Origin of the sequence: Butyrivibrio sp. CB08, from assembly GCF_003625485.1 — a bacterium.
In the GTDB taxonomy this organism is placed as follows: domain Bacteria; phylum Bacillota; class Clostridia; order Lachnospirales; family Lachnospiraceae; genus Butyrivibrio.
In genome coordinates, this window is sequence record NZ_RAIR01000007.1 from 124,049 (window position 1) to 146,264 (window position 22,216).

Genomic DNA, 22,216 nt, shown 5'->3' on the forward strand with positions numbered 1-22,216 from the left:
ATTAGGCTCCATTCTTCATTCCTTCTATGTTCATACCCAAAAGAATAATAATTCCTGTACAAGCCAAAGGAATGTCATCCTCTTTTGCTTTTTTTGATAAGATTTCATAATCTTTACATATCTGAAAGCATTTCAGCCACGCATCAGTCTGTCTTGCTGCAGCATAGTCTACATCCCAGTAATTTTGTGTAATATCTTTCCACTTCAATCCTAATGTCCGCCTCACCCTTGCAGTCACCCTTGATGCCCAGAAAAAACCTTTTTTAATTCTTTCGTATGTAAGCTTTATAGGATTAACTGTCATGGAATATCCCTGATCGGTCTCAATTTCTGAAAGAGCAGGGTAATCTCTATGTATCTGTCTTCTCTGCCATATTGCCATAGCAAGGAAGAACGGATTTTTATCTGCTATACTTCTTATTAGCCTTGGATCAACAAGCGGATCAGCCTGTATCATATCTCTTGTGATAGAATTGGTTATATCCGAAAAGGTGCTTCTAAGTCTGTAAAAACCAGCATGGTTAAAAAGCGCCAGCTGATCGTCCTCTACTTCAAGTTTATCTTGGAATAACTCTAAAATTTGTTTTTCTAAGCCTTTGGTTTGCTGTAATATGCTATCTGAAAGCCATGCGTAACAGCCTGTGTTATGACCAAATACTTTGTTGACTACATCTCGAACAGATGCTTTTTGAAAAATAATCTTGTCGCGGAAAGGATTAATATAGTAGTTTTTGTAAAATTCTCCACCAACACCGCCAAACAATAATCTGGTTCCAGCTTTTAATGACCTTACAGTTTGTAGCTGACGATAAGCTAATACTGGGTCAAAACAACCATCAAAAAAGTCATAACTTTTCTCAATCCACCCATTCTCATGTTCATCAGAATCAAGTATCACCAAATCAACTCCAGCAATGTCTGCTATCTTTTTTGATATTGGTATATCTGGATTGCCGGCATGACCAGTTATAATTGTTTCTGGTTTATTTCCAGATTTCAAAATACTAGCAAGTATAGCCCTAGAATCATTCCCTCCAGTAACTCGCGCCCCTATAAGATTCCCTTTATTCACACGGCACTCAGCAGCTACAAAATCATAAAGATTATGTCCAGTATATTTATCGCAAAATCGCTTAAGCCCTTTACTATGTTTTATGATTGTTTTATCTTTAATTTCATAATAATAATCGCTATCAGTTTTAGTAATTCCCTTTGCTATGGTCTTTCCATCTGCTATCGTACCCCAAGCAAACAATTGTGCTATTGCATTCCTGTCAATTTTATCAACCCCGATGCCCTTCATAAGACTAAGAAAACTGTCTGACACACTGATAGTATTCTCATTCATATAAAATCGCTGGCTTCCAAGGTTGTCAGAAAAGAAATACTGTGAGGATATTTCTTTATCCACAATGAAAAGTCTATAATATCCATATATTCTTTCAAAATCAGCTTCCTGATTAGTTATTGCTTTGGCTATACTTTCAAGATATTTTGCCTCTCCTCCAGGTTCCAGCGATTCTTTATCATCCAGATTGTAAATATCTCCTGATAAATACATATCAAATCTTTCCGTATGATATTCCTTATATTCACTTATACATAAATCTATTTCTCCAATTTTCAAAATCAACTCACCATCTTTCTTACTAGCTTTTTTCCAATAGTATAAGTATAGTCATTCCAATGCTTGGAATGACTATACTTAATTTGTATTTCTTCTAACCAATATTATTGAAAAAGCTGTTTATATTCCTTTTTAAGCTTTTCAGATTCCACCTCCCAACAAAGTTCTGTGGCTGCTTTAATTTCGTTTTCTATATACTCTTTTTTTACATTCTCATTATTGAGAATATTAGAAAGAGCCTCATAAATATCATTTATATCATACTTCTTACACAATTCCCCAACCTTATATTCTTCCACAATTCGTCGAATCTCTGGTAAATCTGTAGCAACAACAGGCACGTGAACCTGAATTGCCTCGAATAGCTTATTAGGAAGTGCAAAATAATAGCTTTGCACTATTGGTTGTATCAATACCATTTCTACATCTACTGCTCCTATATATTTCCAAAGCTCTTCATAAGAAACTGGATCATAGAATTTTACTCTATCATAAATACCGTATTCATCTATAAGTTTTTCCAGTTCTTCTCTATATTTACTGCTCTGAAGTTTCCCCAACAAAATCAGGCATAACCTTTCATCCAATGATAAAACGTTTAGGCATTCCTCTATTCCACGCCCGCAACAGATTGCGCCATGGTACATGAGTAATGGTCCTTCAGCCCTTTTAAAATCGGAAAGGAATTTTGAACGAACATATCTGCACTCCTCTTCATTGACAGTCCAACGAGGTGGAATATTTCTGACTACTACCGGTCTCTTTTTTAATCTATGTATTTTAACAACCTCATCAGCAATGCTGTCATTGACAACAATCATAAATGCGCTTTTGCTGATGAGAAGTCTCTCTAACTTAGTGATAATCCATTTCTGTAGCCTATTACGCTTAACATTTCTACCTATTTCAAATTCATGTGAGTCATAAACCAGCTTTGCTTTATTATTCTCTTTTGAAAACCAATTAGAAATCCACGCAATGGTAAGACCTATAATATCATGACCACTAATGATATCCGCTTGTAACAAGTGAACATATCTAGCCCATGTAAAAACAGAAATAATACGATTCAATGATGATGGTAAGAACTTAACTGGCCTTGAAGATAATCGATGCACCTCATATCCATCCACATTCTCCACTCTTCCATAATCACCGATGTCGCCCTTTGCAACAACTTCTATTTTTGCACCTAATTCTCTGCAAACTGAAAGCTCTTTTTTGTCACGACTTTCATTCTCCCACTCATTTATACATACCTTAACAACTAATGTACCGCATGAAGAATCATCTTCTTTTCTATACATGAATAATATCCTTAAAACTTTTTTGTAGGTTCAAAAAGCTATATTTACTTCTTAATACGCCTCTTAACGCTCTGCATCAACTTCATCAATTTCTTGTTGTTCTTATAGTCATCTTCCGTCTTATTCGGTGCCGCCATAAGAGCGTTCCATTCATCAATAGAAATATCCAGTTTCTTGAGAATATAATCACGATCTTCCAGCATCTGTACCTCAGTATATGCCGAATCGTCGGACATTTCACGAAGCCCTTCTTCTCTTGATATCTCGCCTCCAACTATAAGACTTGAAATATGGGCTCTCTTCTTTTCATACCTAAATTTTTTTGGCAAATAATATGATTGGAAAAACTTTGTAAACCTTGATTCAAAATGTTTACCTCCATAATAATTCCAATCGAATTCATTATGTAAAACCTCTATCGCCATTTTTTTGGAGTATGGAACATAATTAAGCAGATTAACTCTTTTGGTTTTACCCAAGTAAGTCAAGGAATATGTGAATAAAGACATTTTGGGATATTTCCTTAATGACACTTTTCCTCGACCACACTTCTTATAAACATCCTTAATGTTCTTATAATCTATCGCAGCATAACCATAGTTGGATGGAAGGATTCCTTCTGTCTGATAATTACTGCCATTAAGCATATAATCTATCCCATACTTCCTCGCAAACTTATATGTTCCAGCAAGAAAAGCATGATCCTGCACAACATCAAGATTTGGTAATCCAGAAAACATATATGCTCGTTGCAGCTCCTTAATAGTAGTCCAATCAACTACAATCGTATGAAGCTCTATATCCAGCGCTTTACACAATTTTTTTATGTTTTCAACAGCAACATCAGTATTCCATCCAGCATCCACATGTGTTGCAAGAATACGAAGGCCTGCTTTTTTTGCAATATATGCTAAATAAGCACTATCAACTCCACCGGATATTCCTAGAACACAATCAAACTCCTTGCCTTTTCCATGTTCCTTTATCTCTTGAATAATTGAATTAAATGCAATCTCTTTCTCTTGATCTGTTTTAGGTAACTTATCAACTACGCTATCAAAATCACGACAATGATTACACACTCCATTATTATCAAAAGTAATCAATGGATCTGATTTATTGTCCATGATACATCGTGTACATATTTGGTAGTCCAATCTTAATTCCTCCAATTCCTAAAATATACCCGCTTCCGCCTGTTCTTGTTCAGTCGGATAATTAATTAGAACCGCTTTACGCTCCCCATAATAAACAAACATACTACCCGCCGCAACCGCATGGGCACCGCACTCATTTACTGCCTTGACCATGTCTGAAAGATTACCTGCACCTCCTAAGCAAATAACCGGAAGTATCGTATTAGATGTTATGTTTCCAATAAGAGAGTAGTCATAGCCCTTCATTACTCCATCGTTATCTATGGATTGAAGTAGTATTTCTCCAACCCCTAAGTTTTCAACTTGATGTAAGTAATCGATAATATTGGATTTTATTTTCTTACATCCATGATCTGTATAGCAAACAGTTTTTCCAAACAAGTCTCGTCTCACATCAATAGATGCCACAATACTCTGCGATCCCGCAAAAGCTACTGCTTCCCTAATAAGATCTGGTTTTTCATATAATGCAGTGTTAAATATCAATTTCTCAAATCCTATTCGAAACAGTTTTTTCACTTCGTCCATATCCATTATCCCTCCTCCGTAAGATAATGGCATAAAAGCCTCAGTTGCAATGTCTTCTAACAAACTGAAATTGATATCATCGTTCTTCTTCACTGAAATATCAAGAAGGCACAATTCATCTGCTTCTTCTTCATTGAATATTTTTACTGCATTGATAGGATCTCCAATATATGTTCTTTTTTTAAATCTTTCTGTCTTTACTAAATCTCCATTTTCTATGAGGAGACTAGGTATAACTCTTGGTTTTGTATACATCTATTAGATCTCCGTAAAATTCTTAATTAGCCACTTTCCATAGTTGTGGCTCTTCTCAGGATGGAATTGAACGCCATATACATTTTTTTTATTTACACCTGCAGCAAATGTAATTCCATAATCGCAAGAAAACAAAATATCATTCTTATCCTCGCACTCAGCATAATAAGAATGAACAAAATAAAATCTCATTTTTTCTTTTGGATTCCGTGTTAGCGGTACTTCTTTGTTTATTTCCACATAGTCCCACCCCATGTGCGGAATATGCAAATTATGGTCAGAGATGTTAAATTTATAACATTTAAAATCAATGTACCCTAAACCTGCCTCATTTCCTTCTTCGCTTCCTTTACCAAGCATTTGCATTCCTAAACATATCCCTAGAATTGGCTTGTGATTATCCATCACCTGTATATCCAATTCCTGCCGCAATCCGGACTCATTTAACAGTTTCATTCCTGTATCAAATGCCCCAACACCGGGTAATATTATTTTGTCAGCTTTTTTTATGTCATCTGAAGTAGTGGCTAGAACAATCTCATCCACTCCAACCTTTTTTAGCATATTGCTGATAGAGCCGAGATTTCCAACCCCATAATCTACTATGGCTATCATTTCTCTTGTTATTCTCCCAAGATTGTTTTATAAAAGCTCACCAGTTTTTCTGCATCTAACTCCCAACTCATTTCTTCCTTTATGGCACGTTTACCCTCTTCTCCCATTTTTTTCATTCTATCTTTATCAGCAGCCAATTCAATTATTGCTTTCGCAACAGACTGATCATCTGTTGAATCAACCGTCAGGCCAAACGCATACTTTTCTATAATTCTGTTATAGAAAGGAAAGTTGGATAACACAACTGGCATTCCCATCATCATATATTCATATACTTTTGTTGGCAAATTATCAATGTTTACATACTGTGCTACAGGTTCTAATAACGACAAACCCATCCCACATTTGGCAACTTCCTTCATTGCTTCATCATGTGGCAACACTCCCATATACTCTACACAATCATATTCTGGCATGCTCTCAATTTTCTCTTTTAAATCAGCATCAATGCTTCCAATTAGCACAAGCCGTTTTCCTGCCAAATAGCATCCTTTGATCATATGGAAGATTCCTCGAATTGCTGTAATACCGCCCACATAACAGCATTTATTAAAATCTATATCCCCCCTACTAATTTCGTCGAAATGTCCACGTTTTGGATAGTTACCAATAATCACCTTCGGAATACCTATTTTTCCGAAAAAATCTTTCCCATTGTACGTGCAGGGCTCAACCATTCCATCTAGTTTTCGAAGAATTCTCGCCTCGTATAGCTTATACATATCTGAAACAGGCTTGCGAAGAAACTCTGGAATATATGGTTTATATTCTATCTGCACTGCAGTAAACTCATGACTATCAAAAACAACTGTTTTTCCATATCTTTTGAGCTTTAAAGCTATGCTCAGCAATTCCGGGTCATGCAAATGATAGATATCAGCATCAACTTCTAACGCCTTTCTCAGAACACATTTTGGTGCCTTGATAATACGATCAATCCTGCCTTTATATTTCTCTCCAGTTGAAATGATATGTACGCCTCTATATTCCTCATCTGCTTCAGGATCATTTACCACCAAAAACACATCAAAACCATACTCAGATAGCGAAACACATTCTTTCTCGCATATTCTAATATCGTGTCTTGGATGAACGCTCGTCACATGACATACTCTCATTTCTTATGCTTCTCCATTGCCAATACGTTTTTTAGATGTAAATCTCATAATCTCCACCACTGGAGTCCTGATGCCTTCAGCTCATCCACCTTATAAATTCCCTTAACATCAATCAAAACCTTCTCATCATCTGCTCCATCTCTATAAAGCTTCTTTACTTTATCTAGTCCTAATTCTTTAAACTCATTATGCGCAACCGCTACAATCACACAATCGGCATCTTTTACGTCCTCAAGCTTTGTGAGTTCCACGCCATACTCATTCATTGCATCTCGCTCATTTGCCCATGGATCCACAACTAAAGGTCTTATTCTAAACCTCCCCAACTCATTTATAATATCAGACACTTTGCTATTCCTTGTATCTGGACAATTTTCCTTAAAAGTAAGACCGAGAATGACCACCTTACTCTTCTTAGGAGCCTGTCCCGCCTTGATCATCTTACGTATCGCAGCATCAGCAACGTATGCGCCCATATGATCATTAACCATTCGCCCATTAAGAATTATTTGGCTATGATACCCTAGCTTTTCCGCTTCATAAGTAAAGTAGTAAGGATCGACACCTATGCAGTGACCACCCACCAAGCCTGGTCTGAAGCCAAGTGCATTCCATTTGGTATTCATTCCGTCAACTACTTCATTTGTATCAATGCTCATACGGTCAAACACCATTGCTAGTTCGTTCATGAAAGCAATATTTATGTCACGCTGAGAATTCTCAACCACCTTCACCGCTTCAGCTGTACGAAGGTTTGAAACAGGGAATGTTCCCACTTCAATTACAATGTCATAAACCGCCTTAATTATATCAAGCGATTCTTGGTCTATTCCCGATACAATCTTTCGAATATTTTCGAGTCGATGAACTTTGTCTCCAGGATTAATACGTTCTGGTGAGTAACCAACTTTAAAACCTTCTCCGCATTTTAACCTCGACTCTCTTTCGAGAATAGGAATACATACATCCTCCGTACACCCTGGATATACTGTCGATTCATATACAACTATTGATCCCTTTTGAAGGTTTCTTCCAACTATCTCTGATGCTCCGATAACAGGTGTCAAATCTGGTGTATGATCAGTGTTTACTGGAGTAGGAACAGCAATAATAATAAACTTTGCCTTGTTTAATTCAGTCTCGTCACAAGTAAAATGTATCTTTGTCTTCTTAATCTCCTCATTGCCTACTTCATTTGTCGGATCAATACCAGACTTGTAGAGTTCAATCTTTTCTTTGTTCAGATCAAAACCAATTACATTTATTCCCTTCTTAGCAAAAGCATGCGCTATAGGCATTCCTACATACCCCAGCCCCACAAGTGCAAGTGAATCTTCGTTAGTAATCAATTTGTTATATAAATCCATTTTATTTATCTCCAAAAACTCATTTCATGATTTTTCGTTCGCCGAATCTTCCAACGAAATCCATAGTGCTGCAGTCTGTAAGTGGCAACTTCACCGGCTTGCCTTCAGCTGCAGACTTATATACAGCAAGCACAAGCTCTAGCGCTCTACGTCCATCTTCCGCAGTAACATATGGCTCCCTATCATTCTTAATGGCATCTATGACATCTGCATATAATGGTGTATGACCAAATCCGTATACATTCGGTGGATTCTCGTGGAACTGTGCCATCACCTCTTCTGGATCATCAAGCTGATCGGAGAATCTCCATTCCTCTATACGATTAACACTTGTTCCGCCTGCCTTAATAGTCCCTTTTTCTCCAAAAAGGTAAAGAGTCTCTTCCAAATTTTTGGGATAGATATCCGTAGTTCCCTCGAGTATTCCATATGAGCCATTCTTAAACTTAATAAGAGCTATTCCAAGATCTTCCGCCTCAATATAATCATGATTAAGTTTATCAGTCATTCCTACAACAGTATCAATCTCATCTCCCATCATCCATCTGAGAAGATCAGTGTTGTGGATGCACTGATTCATTAAAGCTCCTCCATCCTGTTCCCAAGTTCCACGCCAATCAGCTCTGGAATAATAGTTCCAGTCACGGCACCAGCGAATATGAGCGGTTCCATAAAACATTTTTCCAAATCTTCCCTTATCAACAGCATCGCGGATTTTCTGAATTGATTTATTAAAGCGATTCTGATGATTAGCACAAACCTTGACACCTTTTTCTTTTCCGCGCCTAATAATTTCATCTGCATCGGCCAAAGATAACGCAATTGGTTTTTCGATAATCACATTACATCCTGCATCTATACAATCAAGAGCTATTTGAGCATGTTTTCCAGATTCCGTGCAAATGGCTACAAGTTCAGGTTTTTCTACCTCCAACATTTCCTTATAGTTGGAATATGTATGAATAGGATTCAGTTCAAATTTCAGGATCTTATCCTGCATATTTTCTGGATTAATATCACAGATGCCCACAAACTCAAGATTGTTCGCCTTTGCTGCCGCAATATGATTCGGACTTATTCTTCCACATCCAATTAGTGCATATTTCATTTTCTTATCTCCTTTTGTATTTTAAAATCTCTTGAACAGTGCATTTGTTTAATAGATTATTTATCAATTCTTTGAATAAAGCATTCAGCTAGTTTTTTATAAGTATAGTTCTTTTTCACTGCATTTCTGCCGTTTATCCCAATCTTTTGTCTGTCACCTTCACTCATCCTGGCAAATCTTTCCACAGACTTTGCTATCTCAAATGGCGATACATCTGAAATCTGCTCCCCACAATTGTATTCATCTACCAACGTTTTCGGAGCGCTAATCGCACATATTATTGGTTTCCCAGCCATCATAGAATCATACATCTTGTTCATGCACAATCCGTATTTATATAGTGGTGATGGCACACCCGTCATTATAGAAACATCAAATTGTTTAGTTAATGTTGGAACTACAGATTTCTTTATTGGCGGAAGAAAAAAAACGTTGTCAATACTCTCATCTTGTTTGCGTTTGATAAGATTCTCTTTTTTTACGCCATTTCCCACCAAAACAAAGATTATGCCGGGATCAGTTATCATTTTTGCTGCATCTAGCAAATTATCTAATGCATTTGAAAGCGCATGACCACCAAAATATCCAACTATAAACTTATCTTTATGCTCCTCGAAAAATTTCTGATGTTCTTCAGGAAGTGGATCTGGATTATCCCACTCCTCCTCAACTATACCATTTTGAACATTCACCCATTTTTCTGGTTCTAATCCATGTTGCACCATATATCCCTTAGAATAAGGAGTTAGTGACACGCACAAATCACAATGCTTATAAGCAGAATTCTCAGCAATCTGCATAGCAACTACAAAAGGATGTTTTTTTGACATCCCTCCTACCTCATATAGTGTAGCCGGCCACAAGTCATGTACTTCGTGAATATATTTGCATTGTGCTATTTTACTAATTTTCTGTGCCGGCCAAGTATCTAAAGGATATGTAGATGATGCTATTACTATATCAGGCTTCCATCTTTGGGCTATCATCCTTGAACAAGTATAGAGTTTTCTAACAAAACGCTCCATTGTTAGCGCACGGGCGACTCCGTTACCTTCATACGACCCAGTTTTCACCCAAACATATTCAATTCCATCTATATCTTCAGATTGAAAATCCCGAGTTACAATAGGGTTTTTCTTACGCAGATGCGAATAGTCTCCAGCAATTATTGTGACCTTGTGCCCCATCTTCACCCATTCTCGCGACAAATAATAAGGCCTGAACTCCATCCCCATTTCAGGTGAGCCGGCGTAATGTTCTAAGTACAATATATTCATCAGTATTCTTTATCCACCAAATCGACTAAAATAAGGAACTTAGTTCCCATTTCATGGTGATTGCTCCTTAATTCAATTACTTTTTCGATATACATAAGCCCCCAAATATTTCCACTTGTCTGGAATAATTGCTTCGAAAAAGATGTCAATTCTTCCAAGTATTTTTCTGGTTTTTTCTGTGGGTCCAAACAACCCCAAATAACCGTAGTATTTCTTGTCTATAAGAATATAATCCTTAAACAATTCATTGATATTGAGATCAGTTTGATAATGCCATCTATGACCATGTTTTCTGAATATTCTTCTTAACATTACATGTAAGTCAGATGCCTTCATGTTTTCGATAAAAACAACAATTCCGTTATCTGTTAATACTCTTCCTATCAGTTCAACCATCTTTTTTTCGTTATCAACATTTTCGTATGAACCCACTCCACCTAATACACTCTTAAAAGTAACAATATCGAAACTATTGATATACTTTTCTGGAATTTTATCTTCTGTTGCATCAAGCGCTGCATAGCTTATTCTATTATCAACCTTCCATTTCCTATGCTTATTTTTGGCTTTTTCTCCTGGGATAAATAAATCAGTACAAGTACAAAAGGCACCTCGATTTGCAAAATATAAACTCATTCCGCCATTTCGCGCCCCCATCTCTAGTACCTTTTTTCCATTAATGTCTAGATTCAAGCCATCGATCCATTTAATAGCCTTTCCCCAATTTACTGTGTCCCACTCTGTAATATCCAATAATTCTTCATTCGATAAATTTGCGCTCATAAACGTCCTAACCCTTATCATTTATTCTGTGAAATTACGTAGCGGAACATTTGAACAATAAAATCCAGGTCATCATCAGTTAACAATGTGTACAGCGGAAGTGTTATCAGGTTTTGATAATATGCAAAAGCATTAGGATAATCTTCTATTTTTATTCCCATCTTCTTATATGCTGTCATCATCGGAAGAGGTTTATAGTGAACATTAACAGGGAGATGATTATCTGCCAGGCATTTAATCACCTCATTACGGCCACTTTCATCTAACCATGGAGTTCTTGTAACATATAAATGACCAGAAGAAGTGTAATCATCAGTATAGTGAATTACATGCTCTACTCCCATCTCATCCATCGCTTTATCATATATACCGATTATCTCTCTTCGGCGATCCAACATTTTATTGTATCTTCGAAGCTGAACAAGTCCCACTGATGCCAGGATATCAGTCATATTGCACTTATACCATGGTCCTAAAATATCATACTCCCAACCACCGCCTTTATTCTTTGTAAAAGCGTCTTTACTCTGACCATGTAAACTATAAAGCATAAATTGACGATAGATATCATCATCCGACACTCCTGGAATCGGTCTCCACACTGATGCTCCACCCTCAGCAGAAGTAATATTCTTTACTGAATGAAAGCTAAACGATGTAAAATCTGCAATCTGACCGCATTTTACCCTGGTATTATTTACTATTCGGTCAGCACCTAGAGCGTGAGCAGCATCAGATATTATAGCCACTCGTCCCAACGCAGCTTGTAGATCAGACTTTGGTTCAAACAAGGATTTTTTTTGTTCAACAATTGAATATAGCCTGTCATAATCACATGGAATACCATAAATATCAACAGGTATAATCGCCTTAGTGTATTTATCTATCGCCTTCTCAACAGCCTCATAATCCATCTCTGGAGTTTTAGATACTGGATTAGGCATTACATCGATCATCACTGGTTTTGCGCCAACATGAATAACTGCAGAAACCGTAGCTGAATATGTAAAGGCAGGAACGATTACCTCATCACCCTCTCCAATACCTAGTACCCTGAGATTCATCTCCTCCGCAGCAGTAGCTGAATTCAGTGCGACAGCACGATTGCCACCTACAAATTCAGCTATATCCTTTTCAAACTGTTTAGTCTTAGGTCCAGTAGTAATCCACCCAGTTCTAAGAGTGTCAACAACTTCTTCAATTTCCTCTTCAGTTAAATCTGGCCAACAAAACTTAATATGGTCATCATCATTATAATTAAGATTCATAGTATTTACTCCATTAGATATACGGTTTTAGCTCATCAGGTATTTCAGGCAAATCCTTAAGCTTTTTCCAACTATTATCTCCCGGTTTTAGTACTGCCTTCACTGTAAGCCAAATCATTTTGAAATATAGTCCGACAGTTTTATGCTGAATATAATAGCATTCCAACTTGCTCTTATAAGGACTGATTATCTCCTCGTAAAACTTTTCGTGATCATCTATCCCTCTTAGCATTTCTTCTTCATCTCGAAATACAACCGCTCCAAGCCCGGAAAGTCCAGGAATGTCAGTAGCCATAAGTTTCTGATCTTCAACAGGAAAAAATTCATACTGTTTCCTGACTTGAGGCCTATACCCTATAATGCTCATATCACCTTTCAGGATGTTTATCAACTGAGGGAGCTCATTTATCTTAGTTTTGCGGAGAAAGGGTCCCATTGGAAGCATTCTTGGGTCATTCTCAGATGTAAACAATCCGCCTGGCAGATTCGGGCTATTTCTCAACATGGTAGCAAACTTAAGTAATCCAAATTCCTTGCCATATTTGCCCACTCGCATTTGCTTATAGAAAATATCATGCTCTCCAGTAAGCTTTAAAGCTATCATAATCGGAATCATGAATGGGGTAAGAATAACTATGGCGACAAATGAAAAAACAATATCAAAAACTCTAGTCAAATCAATTCCTCATTTCATTTATGTTTTTTTCTGTAAACCCTTCTGTACTATCTTTATGAAGAAGTATCTTTATTGTCTCAAAAATAATCTGAAGGTCCAAAAGAAGCGAATAATTCGTGATATAGCATAAATCTAATTTAAGCTTATCCAACGCTGTAGTATTATACTTACCATATACCTGTGCGTAACCTGTAAGTCCGGCTTTCATCTTTAACCTATAGGAGAATTCCGGAATCTCTTGCGTATATTTTTCCACATGTTCCCACCTTTCAGGTCTTGGCCCTACTATAGACATATCTCCCTTGATAATGTTGATAAGCTGTGGCAACTCATCTATTCTTACTTTTCGAATGAATTTTCCTATTTTGGTTATCCTGTCATCATCCTGACCAGCAGGACGAGGAGTTCCATCTCTCTCCGCATCAACAATCATTGACCGAAACTTTATAATCATAAAGCGCTTCGAACATAAAGTAACTCGTTCCTGCTTATAAAATACCGGTCCGCCATCCTCTAAATGAATCAATAATGCTACTATTAGCATTAAAGGACTTAATACGATTAACGCAATAAAACTGAGAATTATATCAAAAAATCTCTTGGCAAACCGTGTGATTGGTCCAATTCCATTATTTCTGTTGAGAAACAATGGTGCATCTATCTGATTTAATTCTTCCGCGCTCTTAACTATGATGTCTGACAGCTTTGGCACATAATAGACTCTGGCATCAATCTCAAAACAAATCTTTATCATTCTGTTTTCTGTGTGAGAATCCAGATCATTTAATATAACGGCATCGTATTGTTTAATATACTCTTTCAGCGCACTTTCATCTGTCTCTGCTGAAATTCTATCAACCACTTGATACTTATGATAAACACCATTTAATCTCTCACTAAGATCGTTCTCGTAATGTCCAAAGATTTCCAGGAGCTTTAGTGGTGGAAATAATTTTCTATACACATCAATCATAGGAATAGAAATCACACAATTGATGAGAGCCTGAACAAAAAACAACCCAGCATACATTTTTACAAGATCAAAATAGTATCTAAACTGTCCCGAAATCGCGCTAGATAATAGAGTTCCCAAAAAATTCACAGTAAGAAGTGTTAGAACATGGCTTGCCAGCACGTTTGATTTTCGCTCAACACCTATCTTAAATGCATGAAGCCATCTGCCAACAATAAGGTACAAGATTCCGTATAACCCAACAGACATTGCCAAGTTACCTAGACCAAGAAGCGAGTCAGTCGGCAAATAATGTCCTTTTACGTAAGGAATCCAGAAAGGCAAAAACAACAGCGCTGAAATCAGCACAAATACAGCCGCACACACATATCGATATAAGTATTTACTATTTCTCCTGGATGTAGGAGGAACCATCTTTTTCATTGACAATGCACCATCATTCTAAAAGTAGTTTACATTCTTGAATCCAGGAATTTTCCTGTTTCCTTATGATTAAAGTCGGGAATCATTTCGTTGAAAAGATCTATAATCTCACCTCTGCTCCATATTCCACTTGTTTTAAATGAATCAATAGTCTTTTCAAACATATCCAGTTTATCACTATCATAATCAGCATTATTCTTGATAACACCTATGGATTCAAATCTATCCATATCAAGAATCTCATTTTCGGTATAGAACTCCTCAAAATCCTTTTCACCCGTGGTGTCACTGGTAAAGAAGTATACAGGGTACTTGTGAATTGCCTTGAGCTCTGAAACTCTGTCTCTTGCTTCCTGCTCTGTCGCACACTGCACAGGCTCGTATCCCAAGTTTTCAAGGTACTTCTCTGCTATGCTACTAAACGTGACAAGATTAAGTTCTTCATCAAGCTTAGGGAAATAGATATCTCTATTTTCTCCAGTCAGGCACGACATAAGGCATAACTGTCCGGACTCTTTGGGCGTCACGAAATATCTTCTAACATCACAAGGAGCAGACAAGGGCTGGTTCTTCTCAATTCGTCTGTTAAAGCCATACAAAAGGCTGCCATCAGAAAAAGCCACATTGGCAAATCGTGCGGTAGATACAGGCATTGTTTCGCTCCTGCGATTTAAAAACATCTCCATAATACGCTTGGAAGCACCCATCATGTTAACGGGATTGGCTGCCTTATCTGTGGACACACAGAAATATTTCTTGGCACCCATATCACTCGCCATCATCATGGTGAGGTCTGTGTTGAAGATATTGGTGTCTATCATGCGCATCAAAGTATATGGGTCTTTTTCTGATCTAACATGCTTGAGGGCTGAGGTATTAAAGATGTAGTCATACCCTCCAAACCTCTTGGTCTGTTCGTCAATAAATGCCTTGAAGATATCGCTGCCACAATCAATGGCAAAGGTAGCAAATTCGCCAGTTCCATATCCCTTTGAAGATCTGATATCCCTGACAAGCTCCACCATGTTGTTCTCAGAAATATCTACCACATGAAGCACTTTGGGGTCCCTTGCAAACAGTTCTCTACAAATTGCAGACCCAATTGTACCAGCACCGCCTATAACCAGGAACTTGGAACCATGGACTATCTCGCTGATACTATCTTCTATACGGGCTATATCGTTATCAAAAAGTGGTTTTGTACGTCCCACCATGGATAAAACACTGTCGTTGTGACTGGTCATTATTCTTCCTCTTTTTAGATATATTTAAACAAAATACAACATCCTATTATAACATAATATAGCGGAAGCGTGAAACGCTTCCGCTATATAGTAATGTGATATCAATCCAATTACCGTATCAGATTTCCTTAACCCAAAGTCCGTGGAGATTGCAGTATTCATATACTGCTATAGCCTTTTCTCCGGCTGGAAGTACGAATTCAGCAACTGGTTTCTCAGAAGGCTTGAGATACTTGACCTGCGCACCACTTGTTGTTTCCAGCGCGATAAACTGAATATAGTGGTTATCCATCATAGGATGCTCCACTTCACCAATCTGAACCTTAATAGTACTTCCCTCTACAGTTACTGCAGGCACGTGTTTTTCTACTGCGCCATCAACAGCACCAGGAACAAGTTCCTTCATGGGCTCTCCGCAACATACAACTGGTACCCCTGAATCATTTAACTTAGTAATTATGTTTCCGCAAGTTTCACATCTGTAGAATTTCATGTTGTTACCCTCCATTAGTTTAGTTGTTTTTTACTCCTGTGATGAGAACTGATCCTTGCCTACGCTGCACAGTGGGCATGTAAAGTCTGCTGGGAGATCGTCCCACTTTGTTCCAGGAGCGATTCCGTTATCTGGATCGCCTGCTGCCTCGTCGTAAACATACCCACATACATTACATACATACTTCATTAAGTTACCCTCCTTCATGAATTTTTATGTTTTTATATATTTCTAATTTCCTCAAATAAATACATCCTGAGTTTAATATTAGTGATCAAATGCCGGCAAGTAGGTCAGTATACCTGTTGATGTCCGGTTTATCATAGTCTGAATGGACATGTGAACGAACAGATATATTGAAAAACTAAATGCTATGATAAGCTCTTTTCGCGAGAATATCTTTGTTGTGCGGTATTTCGCAGCCATATTATATTGTTGCCCTCTTTGAATGTTCAGTAAGCAAATACCAGAAGAATTTTGTGTTGGTAACAAGATACCTCATAAACAAGCGCTTAGGATCTCTTGTCAAACGATATAGCCACTCGAGACCTATCTTCTGTACCCACACAGGGGCTCTTTGGATTGTTCCAGCGTGGAAATCAAAGCCGGCGCCAACTCCCATCATAACGCCATTAAACTTGCCCTTATGGGCATTCATCCATTGCTCTTGCTTGGGAGCTCCCAGACCGATCCAGATAATATCTGCGTCAGAATCGTTGATTCGGCTGATGGCCTCGTCGTCTTCTTCTGGCGATAATGGTCTGAAGGGCGGAGAATACATGCCACATATGTTGAGGTTGGGGTACTTCTTAATCAAGTTACGCTTTAGAGCTTCAAGGGTCTCTAGTTTAGAGCCATAGAAGTAGTGTTTAACAGTTCCATCCGCTGTTGCCTTAAACATCAGATCCATGAAATCCGGTCCCGCCACGCGCTTGGCTTCCGGATGTTTTCTCTTTCTCTGAAGCTTTGCAACTGGTGCTCCATCCGGGTATGTAAGAGCTGCTGCGTTGAGGATGTTGCAGTACTCCGTATTCTCTTTTGCCATAACTGTGGTATGGACGTTGGAGAAACATATGTATTGGCCCGAAAGGTCGTTCAAGTGAGTATAGACATACTGGACTGCGTCATAGAGATTGGAGACGCAGTAATTCACGCAGAAAATGGGGCATCGGGTGGGAGATATGTATGATGTTTGGGTGGATTTTATGTTGTTATCGATATCCATTTATTGTTTTGTTTACTCTCTTTATTAGTATTTATCTGATTATCTTCTCAAAGTCATCTTTTCCATGCTTGCAGATAGGGCAGATAAAGTCATCTGGAAGATCTTCGCCGACATACTCATATCCGCAGATCACGCATCTCCAGATTGTCTCACCCTTTGGAGTTTCGCCAACAGGCTGAGGCTTTGGTTTGATATTATTCTGATAGTATTCATAAGTGCAGGATGGAGTGTCTGAGAGTACTGTCATGAAGGTAGGCTCGCAGATGAACAAAGTGTGGGAGCCAAGATCAACCTCTTTTTCCACCTTCAGCGAAAAGTAGGCGTTAGTACCTGTAATGATATAAGGAATACCATTTTCAGCCAGCTGATAGGTAGTATAATCCTTGGAGAATTTGTCCACATCCCTACCTGACTGGAAACCGAAGTGCTTAAACATATCAAATCCTGCTGAAGTACTGATAACAGATATGTTACATTCGCCCGTTTCTTTTACCATATCATGGGTATAGTTGGCCTTGTTGATGGCGATGGATATGCGGTTGGGATCTGAAGCCACCTGGACTGCAGTATTGATGATACAGCCGTTCATCTTGTCGCCGCGCTTGGCAGTACATACAAAGAGACCGTATGACAACTTGTACATAGCCTTGTTATTAAATTCATTAGAACTCATGGGACGCTCTCCTTTCTTGGTGACTTATCACAAACGAACCGAAATCATGTGTCTTATTTTATAATTATACGCCACTTTATGATAGTTTACTAACATGAATGCATTATCCTGATAATTATGATATAATTCATTGTTACGCGAAAAAGGTATAGAATAAATGATAAATAAGATAATAGAGAAACTAAAAGATAAGGAACAATTAAAAGAGCTGTTCTGGTATGGAATCTCAGGAGTGACTACCACCATCGTCAACATCGGTGTGTATTACCTTCTGCAGAAGGCAGGTCTTGGTTACAACATAGCCAATCTCATTGCCATTGTAACCGCCAAGCTCTATGCGTTTGTAACCAATAAGATCCTGGTATTCAGGACTCACACTCCAAGCTTCAAGGAATTCTTTGTTGAATTCTTCAAGTTCTTTATAGCAAGAGGGTTCACTGGTATAGTGGACTTCGTGGGCGTGTGGTTTATGGTCAGCGTATGTGGCATAGACCAGATGATATCCAAATATTTCATTCAGGTCATTGTTATCATCCTGAACTATGTTTTTGGTAAAAAGTTTGTTTTTGTAAAGAAAGAGGAAGAAACAGAATGAAGTCAGTTTCAATAGTAGTACCTGTTTATAACGAGGAAGGAAACGCGAGGGAACTTCACAACGAGATCAAGGACGTCTGTGTCAAAGAGGGTTATGACTACGAGATCATTTTTATCAATGATGGATCCACTGATAAGACCGATGAGATCTGCAGGTCCCTTAAGCCACTAAAATACATCGAAATGCGCCGTAACTTTGGTCAGACTGCTGCCATGGATGCTGGCATCCATGCCGCAACCAAGGATTACATCGTCACAATGGATGGCGACAGACAGAACGACCCCGCGGATATTCCAAAGCTTATTGCTTACCTTGAGGAAAATGATCTGGATGTTGTCTCCGGTTGGAGAAAAAATAGAAAAGATACTCCTGCCAAAAAGTTTGTATCAAGAGGTGCTAATCTTTTAAGAGGCATTATTGTCAAGGATCATATCCATGACAGTGGTTGTTCTCTTAAGATCTATAAGAGAGAATGTTTCGAAGGTCTTACTCTCTACGGCGAGCAGCACAGATTTATTCCAGCCCTTCTTGAGATCAGAGGTTTTAAGGTTGGCGAGATGGTTGTAAACCACAGACCTCGTACAGCAGGAGTTACCAAGTACAACTGGAAGAGAACCGTTAAGGGCTTCGTAGATATGATTTCTGTATGGTTCTGGAATCGCTATGCATCAAGACCTCTCCATCTTCTCGGAGCAATAGGAATTACATTCTTTACATTGGGTCTAGTATGTGGTATCTGGTCAATAGTTCTTTTCGCCACTGGCTTTGATATGTCAGATAACCTGATGGCGCCACTTCTCACAGTATTCTTTATTGTTCTAGGAATCATGATGTTCATATTTGGACTTATGAGCGAGATACTGATGAAGATATACTTCAACACAGGAGATGCTAGTTATAAGAAGGCCTATTCAGTTAAAGAAATAACTATTATAGAGTAAGCTTTCGCAGGAGAATACAAAATGTTATTTAATTCCTATATTTTATCTTAGCTTTCTTCCCGCTTACGCTAATACTTTATTTTTTGATAGCTCAACATAGTGAGAAGTTATCTAAAGCAGTATTAGGTTTTATGTCCCTTCTTTTCTATGGATATTTCAATCCATGGTATTTATTTATTATCTGCGGAAGTGTTCTTTTTAATTATTTCTTTTCGAAAATAGTCTTTTCTCGAAAAAGCAAGACACTACTCACTATTGGGATAATTGTCAACGTCTCTGTAATATTCTATTTTAAATACTTTGATTTCTTTAAAGAATGTATCAATACCGCTTTCAAAACTGATTTCGTGATAAGCAATATTGTAATTCCTCTGGGAATCAGCTTCTATACCTTTCAGCAAATTTCTTTTTTGGTGGATTCATACAAGGGAGAAACTTCAGATTATAGTTTCCTTGAATATGCTCTTTTCGTTACATTCTTCCCACAATTAATAGCTGGCCCCATCGTCCTTCACAATGAATTAATTCCTCAATTTCGAAATACTTCAAACCTAAAACCAAATGCGGATAACATCTATTCCGGACTTGTTTTGTTTTCTTTTGGTTTAGCAAAAAAGGTTTTATTGGCTGATACATATTCAAGATGCGTTGATTGGGCATGGAATGGCAATCTGTATACACTAACATCCCTTGAAATTTTCATAGTCATGTTGTCATACACATTTCAGATTTATTTTGACTTCAGTGCATATAGCGATATGGCAACGGGCATCGCTCGTTGTTTTAACTTCGCCCTTCCAATGAACTTTAATTCACCATATAAAGCTATGACCATTCCTGATTTTTGGAAAAGATGGCACATGACTCTTACGAGGTTTTTTAAGACAGTATATCTACTTTCCACTTGGAGGAAGCAGAAAGGGTACCATTAAAACGTATATTAATATCTTTATTGTCTTTGTAGTAAGTGGAGTTTGGCATGGAGCAAACTGGACATTTATATTATGGGGTGTTTTACACGGAATCGCTAATATCATTACAAGAGCACTAAATAACCAATATCAGAAGATGCATGTTGCATTTCAATGGTTTATCACATTTATTTCTGTGAATATCCTTTGGCTATTATTTAGAGCAGACAGCATATCACAATGGATTCGATTAGTACTTAGGATGATAAAAATGGAGAATCTGACTGTAAGGGACGAGCTACTCAATTGCTTCTCTCTTCCTGAGAAACCTTTTATAACCGATATTCTTCACTTAAATCCGATTATCAGTAAAGCTCCTTTTGTTATAGCACTATTCTTTATTATCATGGGATTCTGCATCTGCTTGAATCATAGAAACAATATTGAAAAGAAGATACAGATAAACTTTAGAACTTCGTTAATTGCTGCAATCCTCCTCTTTTGCTCAATTGTTTCTCTGGGTGGAGTTTCCGTATTTATTTATTTCAATTTCTAAGGTGTATAAAATGGCTAAGAAAAACATATCTATCATTTTGATAATCACATTGCTTCTTTTGACAATTCATGGAGCCATTGTGGTATATATTGATCCCTTTTTTCACTTTCATGCTCCATTGAATTCCTTTTATTATAAGCGTTCAGCAACAGTAGAAAGATACACCAACGATGGTATCGCGAGGCATTTTGACTTTAATGCTCTTATAACCGGTGTCTCTGTCAGCGAAGGCTTTTGCATGTCTGAATTTGACTCGCTATTCGGTGTGAAAAGCGAAAAGATCATTTACTCTGGCGGAACATTCAAGGAAACTGGTGAAGGCATATCAAGAACTCTTCGCTCCAAGCCAGATACCAGAATAGTTCTGTGTAGTCTGTTCCTTTCGAAGCTGTATCAGGATAAAGATCACAGACGTTCAGATATACTGGATCATCCAACATATCTATACAATGATTTTTTCCTGGATGATGTAAAATACATCTTCAACAAAGAAGTTCTTTTTACTTATATCTATCCCATGATAAAAGCAGCTAAAGCAGGCGAACAGCCTGGTGTTGAAAGCTATGAAAAGCAGGGCTACCTGCATTTATCCAACGATGATTATGACTATTCTGATGGTAGCTGGGTTAACAATGTTATAGCTCCTCTGGATAAATCAGTTTTTCAAGATGAACTAACTGAATCCGAAATCAAGAATGTAGAAAGCAATGTACAGCAAAATATCATCGATATAGCTAAAAGATACCCTGACACAAAAATGATTTACTTCATCCCTCCCTGCAGCATCTATCATTACAAACAGATGTATAAGGAAGGAAGTTTAGTTAAAGTACTTCAGGCAGAAGAAATTGCCATAAACATGATGCTTAAACAGGAAAATATAGAAGTATACTCTTTCAATGACCATACCGAAATACTAGAGGATCCCAAAAACTATAATGATGCAGTCCATTATGTTGGATGGGTGAGTTCTTTCATTCTACAGAACATAGCAAACGAAGAAGGAAAGATCACTTCTGACAATGTGGATGAATTCCTTGACAAAGAACAATCTTACCTTACAAATTATAACTATTAAACTCTTCTCTCAAATAAA

23 protein-coding genes are annotated in these 22,216 nt (G+C 37.7%); 5 read left to right on the forward strand and 18 right to left on the reverse strand.

Going from position 1 to position 22,216, the window contains the following annotated elements:
* Window position 1: 1 nt before the first annotated feature.
* From D6855_RS12630 to D6855_RS12715, 18 genes are all read right to left on the reverse strand, one after another.
* The gene (locus tag D6855_RS12630) at window positions 2-1,627 is read right to left on the reverse strand and encodes a hypothetical protein (protein WP_120741648.1); all 1,626 of its coding nucleotides are present in this window, start codon (window positions 1,625-1,627) and stop codon (window positions 2-4) included.
* Between the two features lie 104 nt (window positions 1,628-1,731).
* Window positions 1,732-2,934, reverse strand: coding sequence for a glycosyltransferase (locus D6855_RS12635; RefSeq protein ID WP_120741650.1), 1,203 nt, complete (start codon window positions 2,932-2,934; stop codon window positions 1,732-1,734).
* Window positions 2,935-2,978: 44 nt separating this feature from the next.
* A complete protein-coding gene (locus tag D6855_RS12640; RefSeq protein ID WP_330546959.1) occupies window positions 2,979-4,106 on the reverse strand; it encodes an N-acetyl sugar amidotransferase in 1,128 nt (375 codons plus the stop codon).
* A gap of 3 nt (window positions 4,107-4,109) precedes the next feature.
* Window positions 4,110-4,874, reverse strand: a complete 765-nt coding sequence (locus D6855_RS12645) for an AglZ/HisF2 family acetamidino modification protein (protein WP_120741654.1) — start codon at window positions 4,872-4,874, stop codon at window positions 4,110-4,112.
* Between the two features lie 3 nt (window positions 4,875-4,877).
* Entirely contained in the window at window positions 4,878-5,489 is a 612-nt protein-coding gene (gene hisH / locus D6855_RS12650; protein WP_120741655.1) for an imidazole glycerol phosphate synthase subunit HisH, read from the reverse strand.
* An 8-nt stretch (window positions 5,490-5,497) separates the two neighbouring features.
* Window positions 5,498-6,607 (reverse strand): glycosyltransferase, encoded by a 1,110-nt coding sequence (locus tag D6855_RS12655; RefSeq protein WP_120741657.1) that lies wholly within the window; start codon window positions 6,605-6,607, stop codon window positions 5,498-5,500.
* Window positions 6,608-6,651: 44 nt separating this feature from the next.
* Complete coding sequence (locus D6855_RS12660) at window positions 6,652-7,974, reverse strand: nucleotide sugar dehydrogenase (RefSeq protein ID WP_120741659.1); 1,323 nt, start codon at window positions 7,972-7,974, stop codon at window positions 6,652-6,654.
* 19 nt (window positions 7,975-7,993) lie between these two features.
* Complete coding sequence (locus D6855_RS12665) at window positions 7,994-9,082, reverse strand: Gfo/Idh/MocA family protein (RefSeq protein ID WP_120741661.1); 1,089 nt, start codon at window positions 9,080-9,082, stop codon at window positions 7,994-7,996.
* 56 nt (window positions 9,083-9,138) lie between these two features.
* Complete coding sequence (locus D6855_RS12670; RefSeq protein WP_120741663.1) at window positions 9,139-10,359, reverse strand: glycosyltransferase family 4 protein; 1,221 nt, start codon at window positions 10,357-10,359, stop codon at window positions 9,139-9,141.
* Window positions 10,360-10,431: 72 nt separating this feature from the next.
* Window positions 10,432-11,142 (reverse strand): class I SAM-dependent methyltransferase, encoded by a 711-nt coding sequence (locus D6855_RS12675; RefSeq protein ID WP_158589528.1) that lies wholly within the window; start codon window positions 11,140-11,142, stop codon window positions 10,432-10,434.
* A gap of 17 nt (window positions 11,143-11,159) precedes the next feature.
* Complete coding sequence (locus D6855_RS12680; protein ID WP_120741667.1) at window positions 11,160-12,410, reverse strand: DegT/DnrJ/EryC1/StrS family aminotransferase; 1,251 nt, start codon at window positions 12,408-12,410, stop codon at window positions 11,160-11,162.
* A 13-nt stretch (window positions 12,411-12,423) separates the two neighbouring features.
* The gene (locus tag D6855_RS12685) at window positions 12,424-13,086 is read right to left on the reverse strand and encodes a sugar transferase (protein WP_120741669.1); all 663 of its coding nucleotides are present in this window, start codon (window positions 13,084-13,086) and stop codon (window positions 12,424-12,426) included.
* Between the two features lies 1 nt (window position 13,087).
* Window positions 13,088-14,482, reverse strand: a complete 1,395-nt coding sequence (locus tag D6855_RS12690) for a sugar transferase (RefSeq protein WP_120741671.1) — start codon at window positions 14,480-14,482, stop codon at window positions 13,088-13,090.
* 29 nt (window positions 14,483-14,511) lie between these two features.
* Complete coding sequence (locus tag D6855_RS12695) at window positions 14,512-15,726, reverse strand: UDP-N-acetylglucosamine 4,6-dehydratase (RefSeq protein ID WP_120741673.1); 1,215 nt, start codon at window positions 15,724-15,726, stop codon at window positions 14,512-14,514.
* Between the two features lie 118 nt (window positions 15,727-15,844).
* The gene (locus tag D6855_RS12700; RefSeq protein WP_120741675.1) at window positions 15,845-16,219 is read right to left on the reverse strand and encodes a desulfoferrodoxin family protein; all 375 of its coding nucleotides are present in this window, start codon (window positions 16,217-16,219) and stop codon (window positions 15,845-15,847) included.
* Between the two features lie 30 nt (window positions 16,220-16,249).
* Window positions 16,250-16,408 carry a rubredoxin gene (locus D6855_RS12705; RefSeq protein WP_120741677.1) on the reverse strand — a complete coding sequence of 53 codons (159 nt, stop codon included), beginning with the start codon at window positions 16,406-16,408 and terminating at the stop codon, window positions 16,250-16,252.
* Window positions 16,409-16,646: 238 nt separating this feature from the next.
* Window positions 16,647-17,264, reverse strand: coding sequence for a WecB/TagA/CpsF family glycosyltransferase (locus tag D6855_RS12710; RefSeq protein ID WP_243111921.1), 618 nt, complete (start codon window positions 17,262-17,264; stop codon window positions 16,647-16,649).
* A gap of 211 nt (window positions 17,265-17,475) precedes the next feature.
* Window positions 17,476-18,117 carry a flavin reductase gene (locus D6855_RS12715; RefSeq protein WP_120741681.1) on the reverse strand — a complete coding sequence of 214 codons (642 nt, stop codon included), beginning with the start codon at window positions 18,115-18,117 and terminating at the stop codon, window positions 17,476-17,478.
* A gap of 157 nt (window positions 18,118-18,274) precedes the next feature.
* On the opposite strand from D6855_RS12715, the gene D6855_RS12720 reads away from it, so the two are divergent.
* From D6855_RS12720 to D6855_RS12735, 5 genes are all read left to right on the forward strand, one after another.
* Window positions 18,275-18,712: a GtrA family protein gene (locus tag D6855_RS12720; protein WP_120741683.1), complete on the forward strand. Its 438-nt coding sequence runs from the start codon at window positions 18,275-18,277 to the stop codon at window positions 18,710-18,712.
* Complete coding sequence (locus tag D6855_RS12725) at window positions 18,709-19,653, forward strand: glycosyltransferase family 2 protein (RefSeq protein WP_120741685.1); 945 nt, start codon at window positions 18,709-18,711, stop codon at window positions 19,651-19,653. Before D6855_RS12720 ends, D6855_RS12725 begins: the two co-directional genes overlap by 4 nt.
* 131 nt (window positions 19,654-19,784) lie before the next feature.
* A complete protein-coding gene (locus tag D6855_RS17020) occupies window positions 19,785-20,585 on the forward strand; it encodes an MBOAT family O-acyltransferase (RefSeq protein ID WP_256372319.1) in 801 nt (266 codons plus the stop codon).
* Complete coding sequence (locus D6855_RS17140) at window positions 20,581-21,120, forward strand: MBOAT family O-acyltransferase (RefSeq protein ID WP_256372320.1); 540 nt, start codon at window positions 20,581-20,583, stop codon at window positions 21,118-21,120. Before D6855_RS17020 ends, D6855_RS17140 begins: the two co-directional genes overlap by 5 nt.
* 10 nt (window positions 21,121-21,130) lie before the next feature.
* Window positions 21,131-22,198 (forward strand): hypothetical protein, encoded by a 1,068-nt coding sequence (locus tag D6855_RS12735; protein ID WP_120741687.1) that lies wholly within the window; start codon window positions 21,131-21,133, stop codon window positions 22,196-22,198.
* Window positions 22,199-22,216 lie beyond the last annotated feature (18 nt).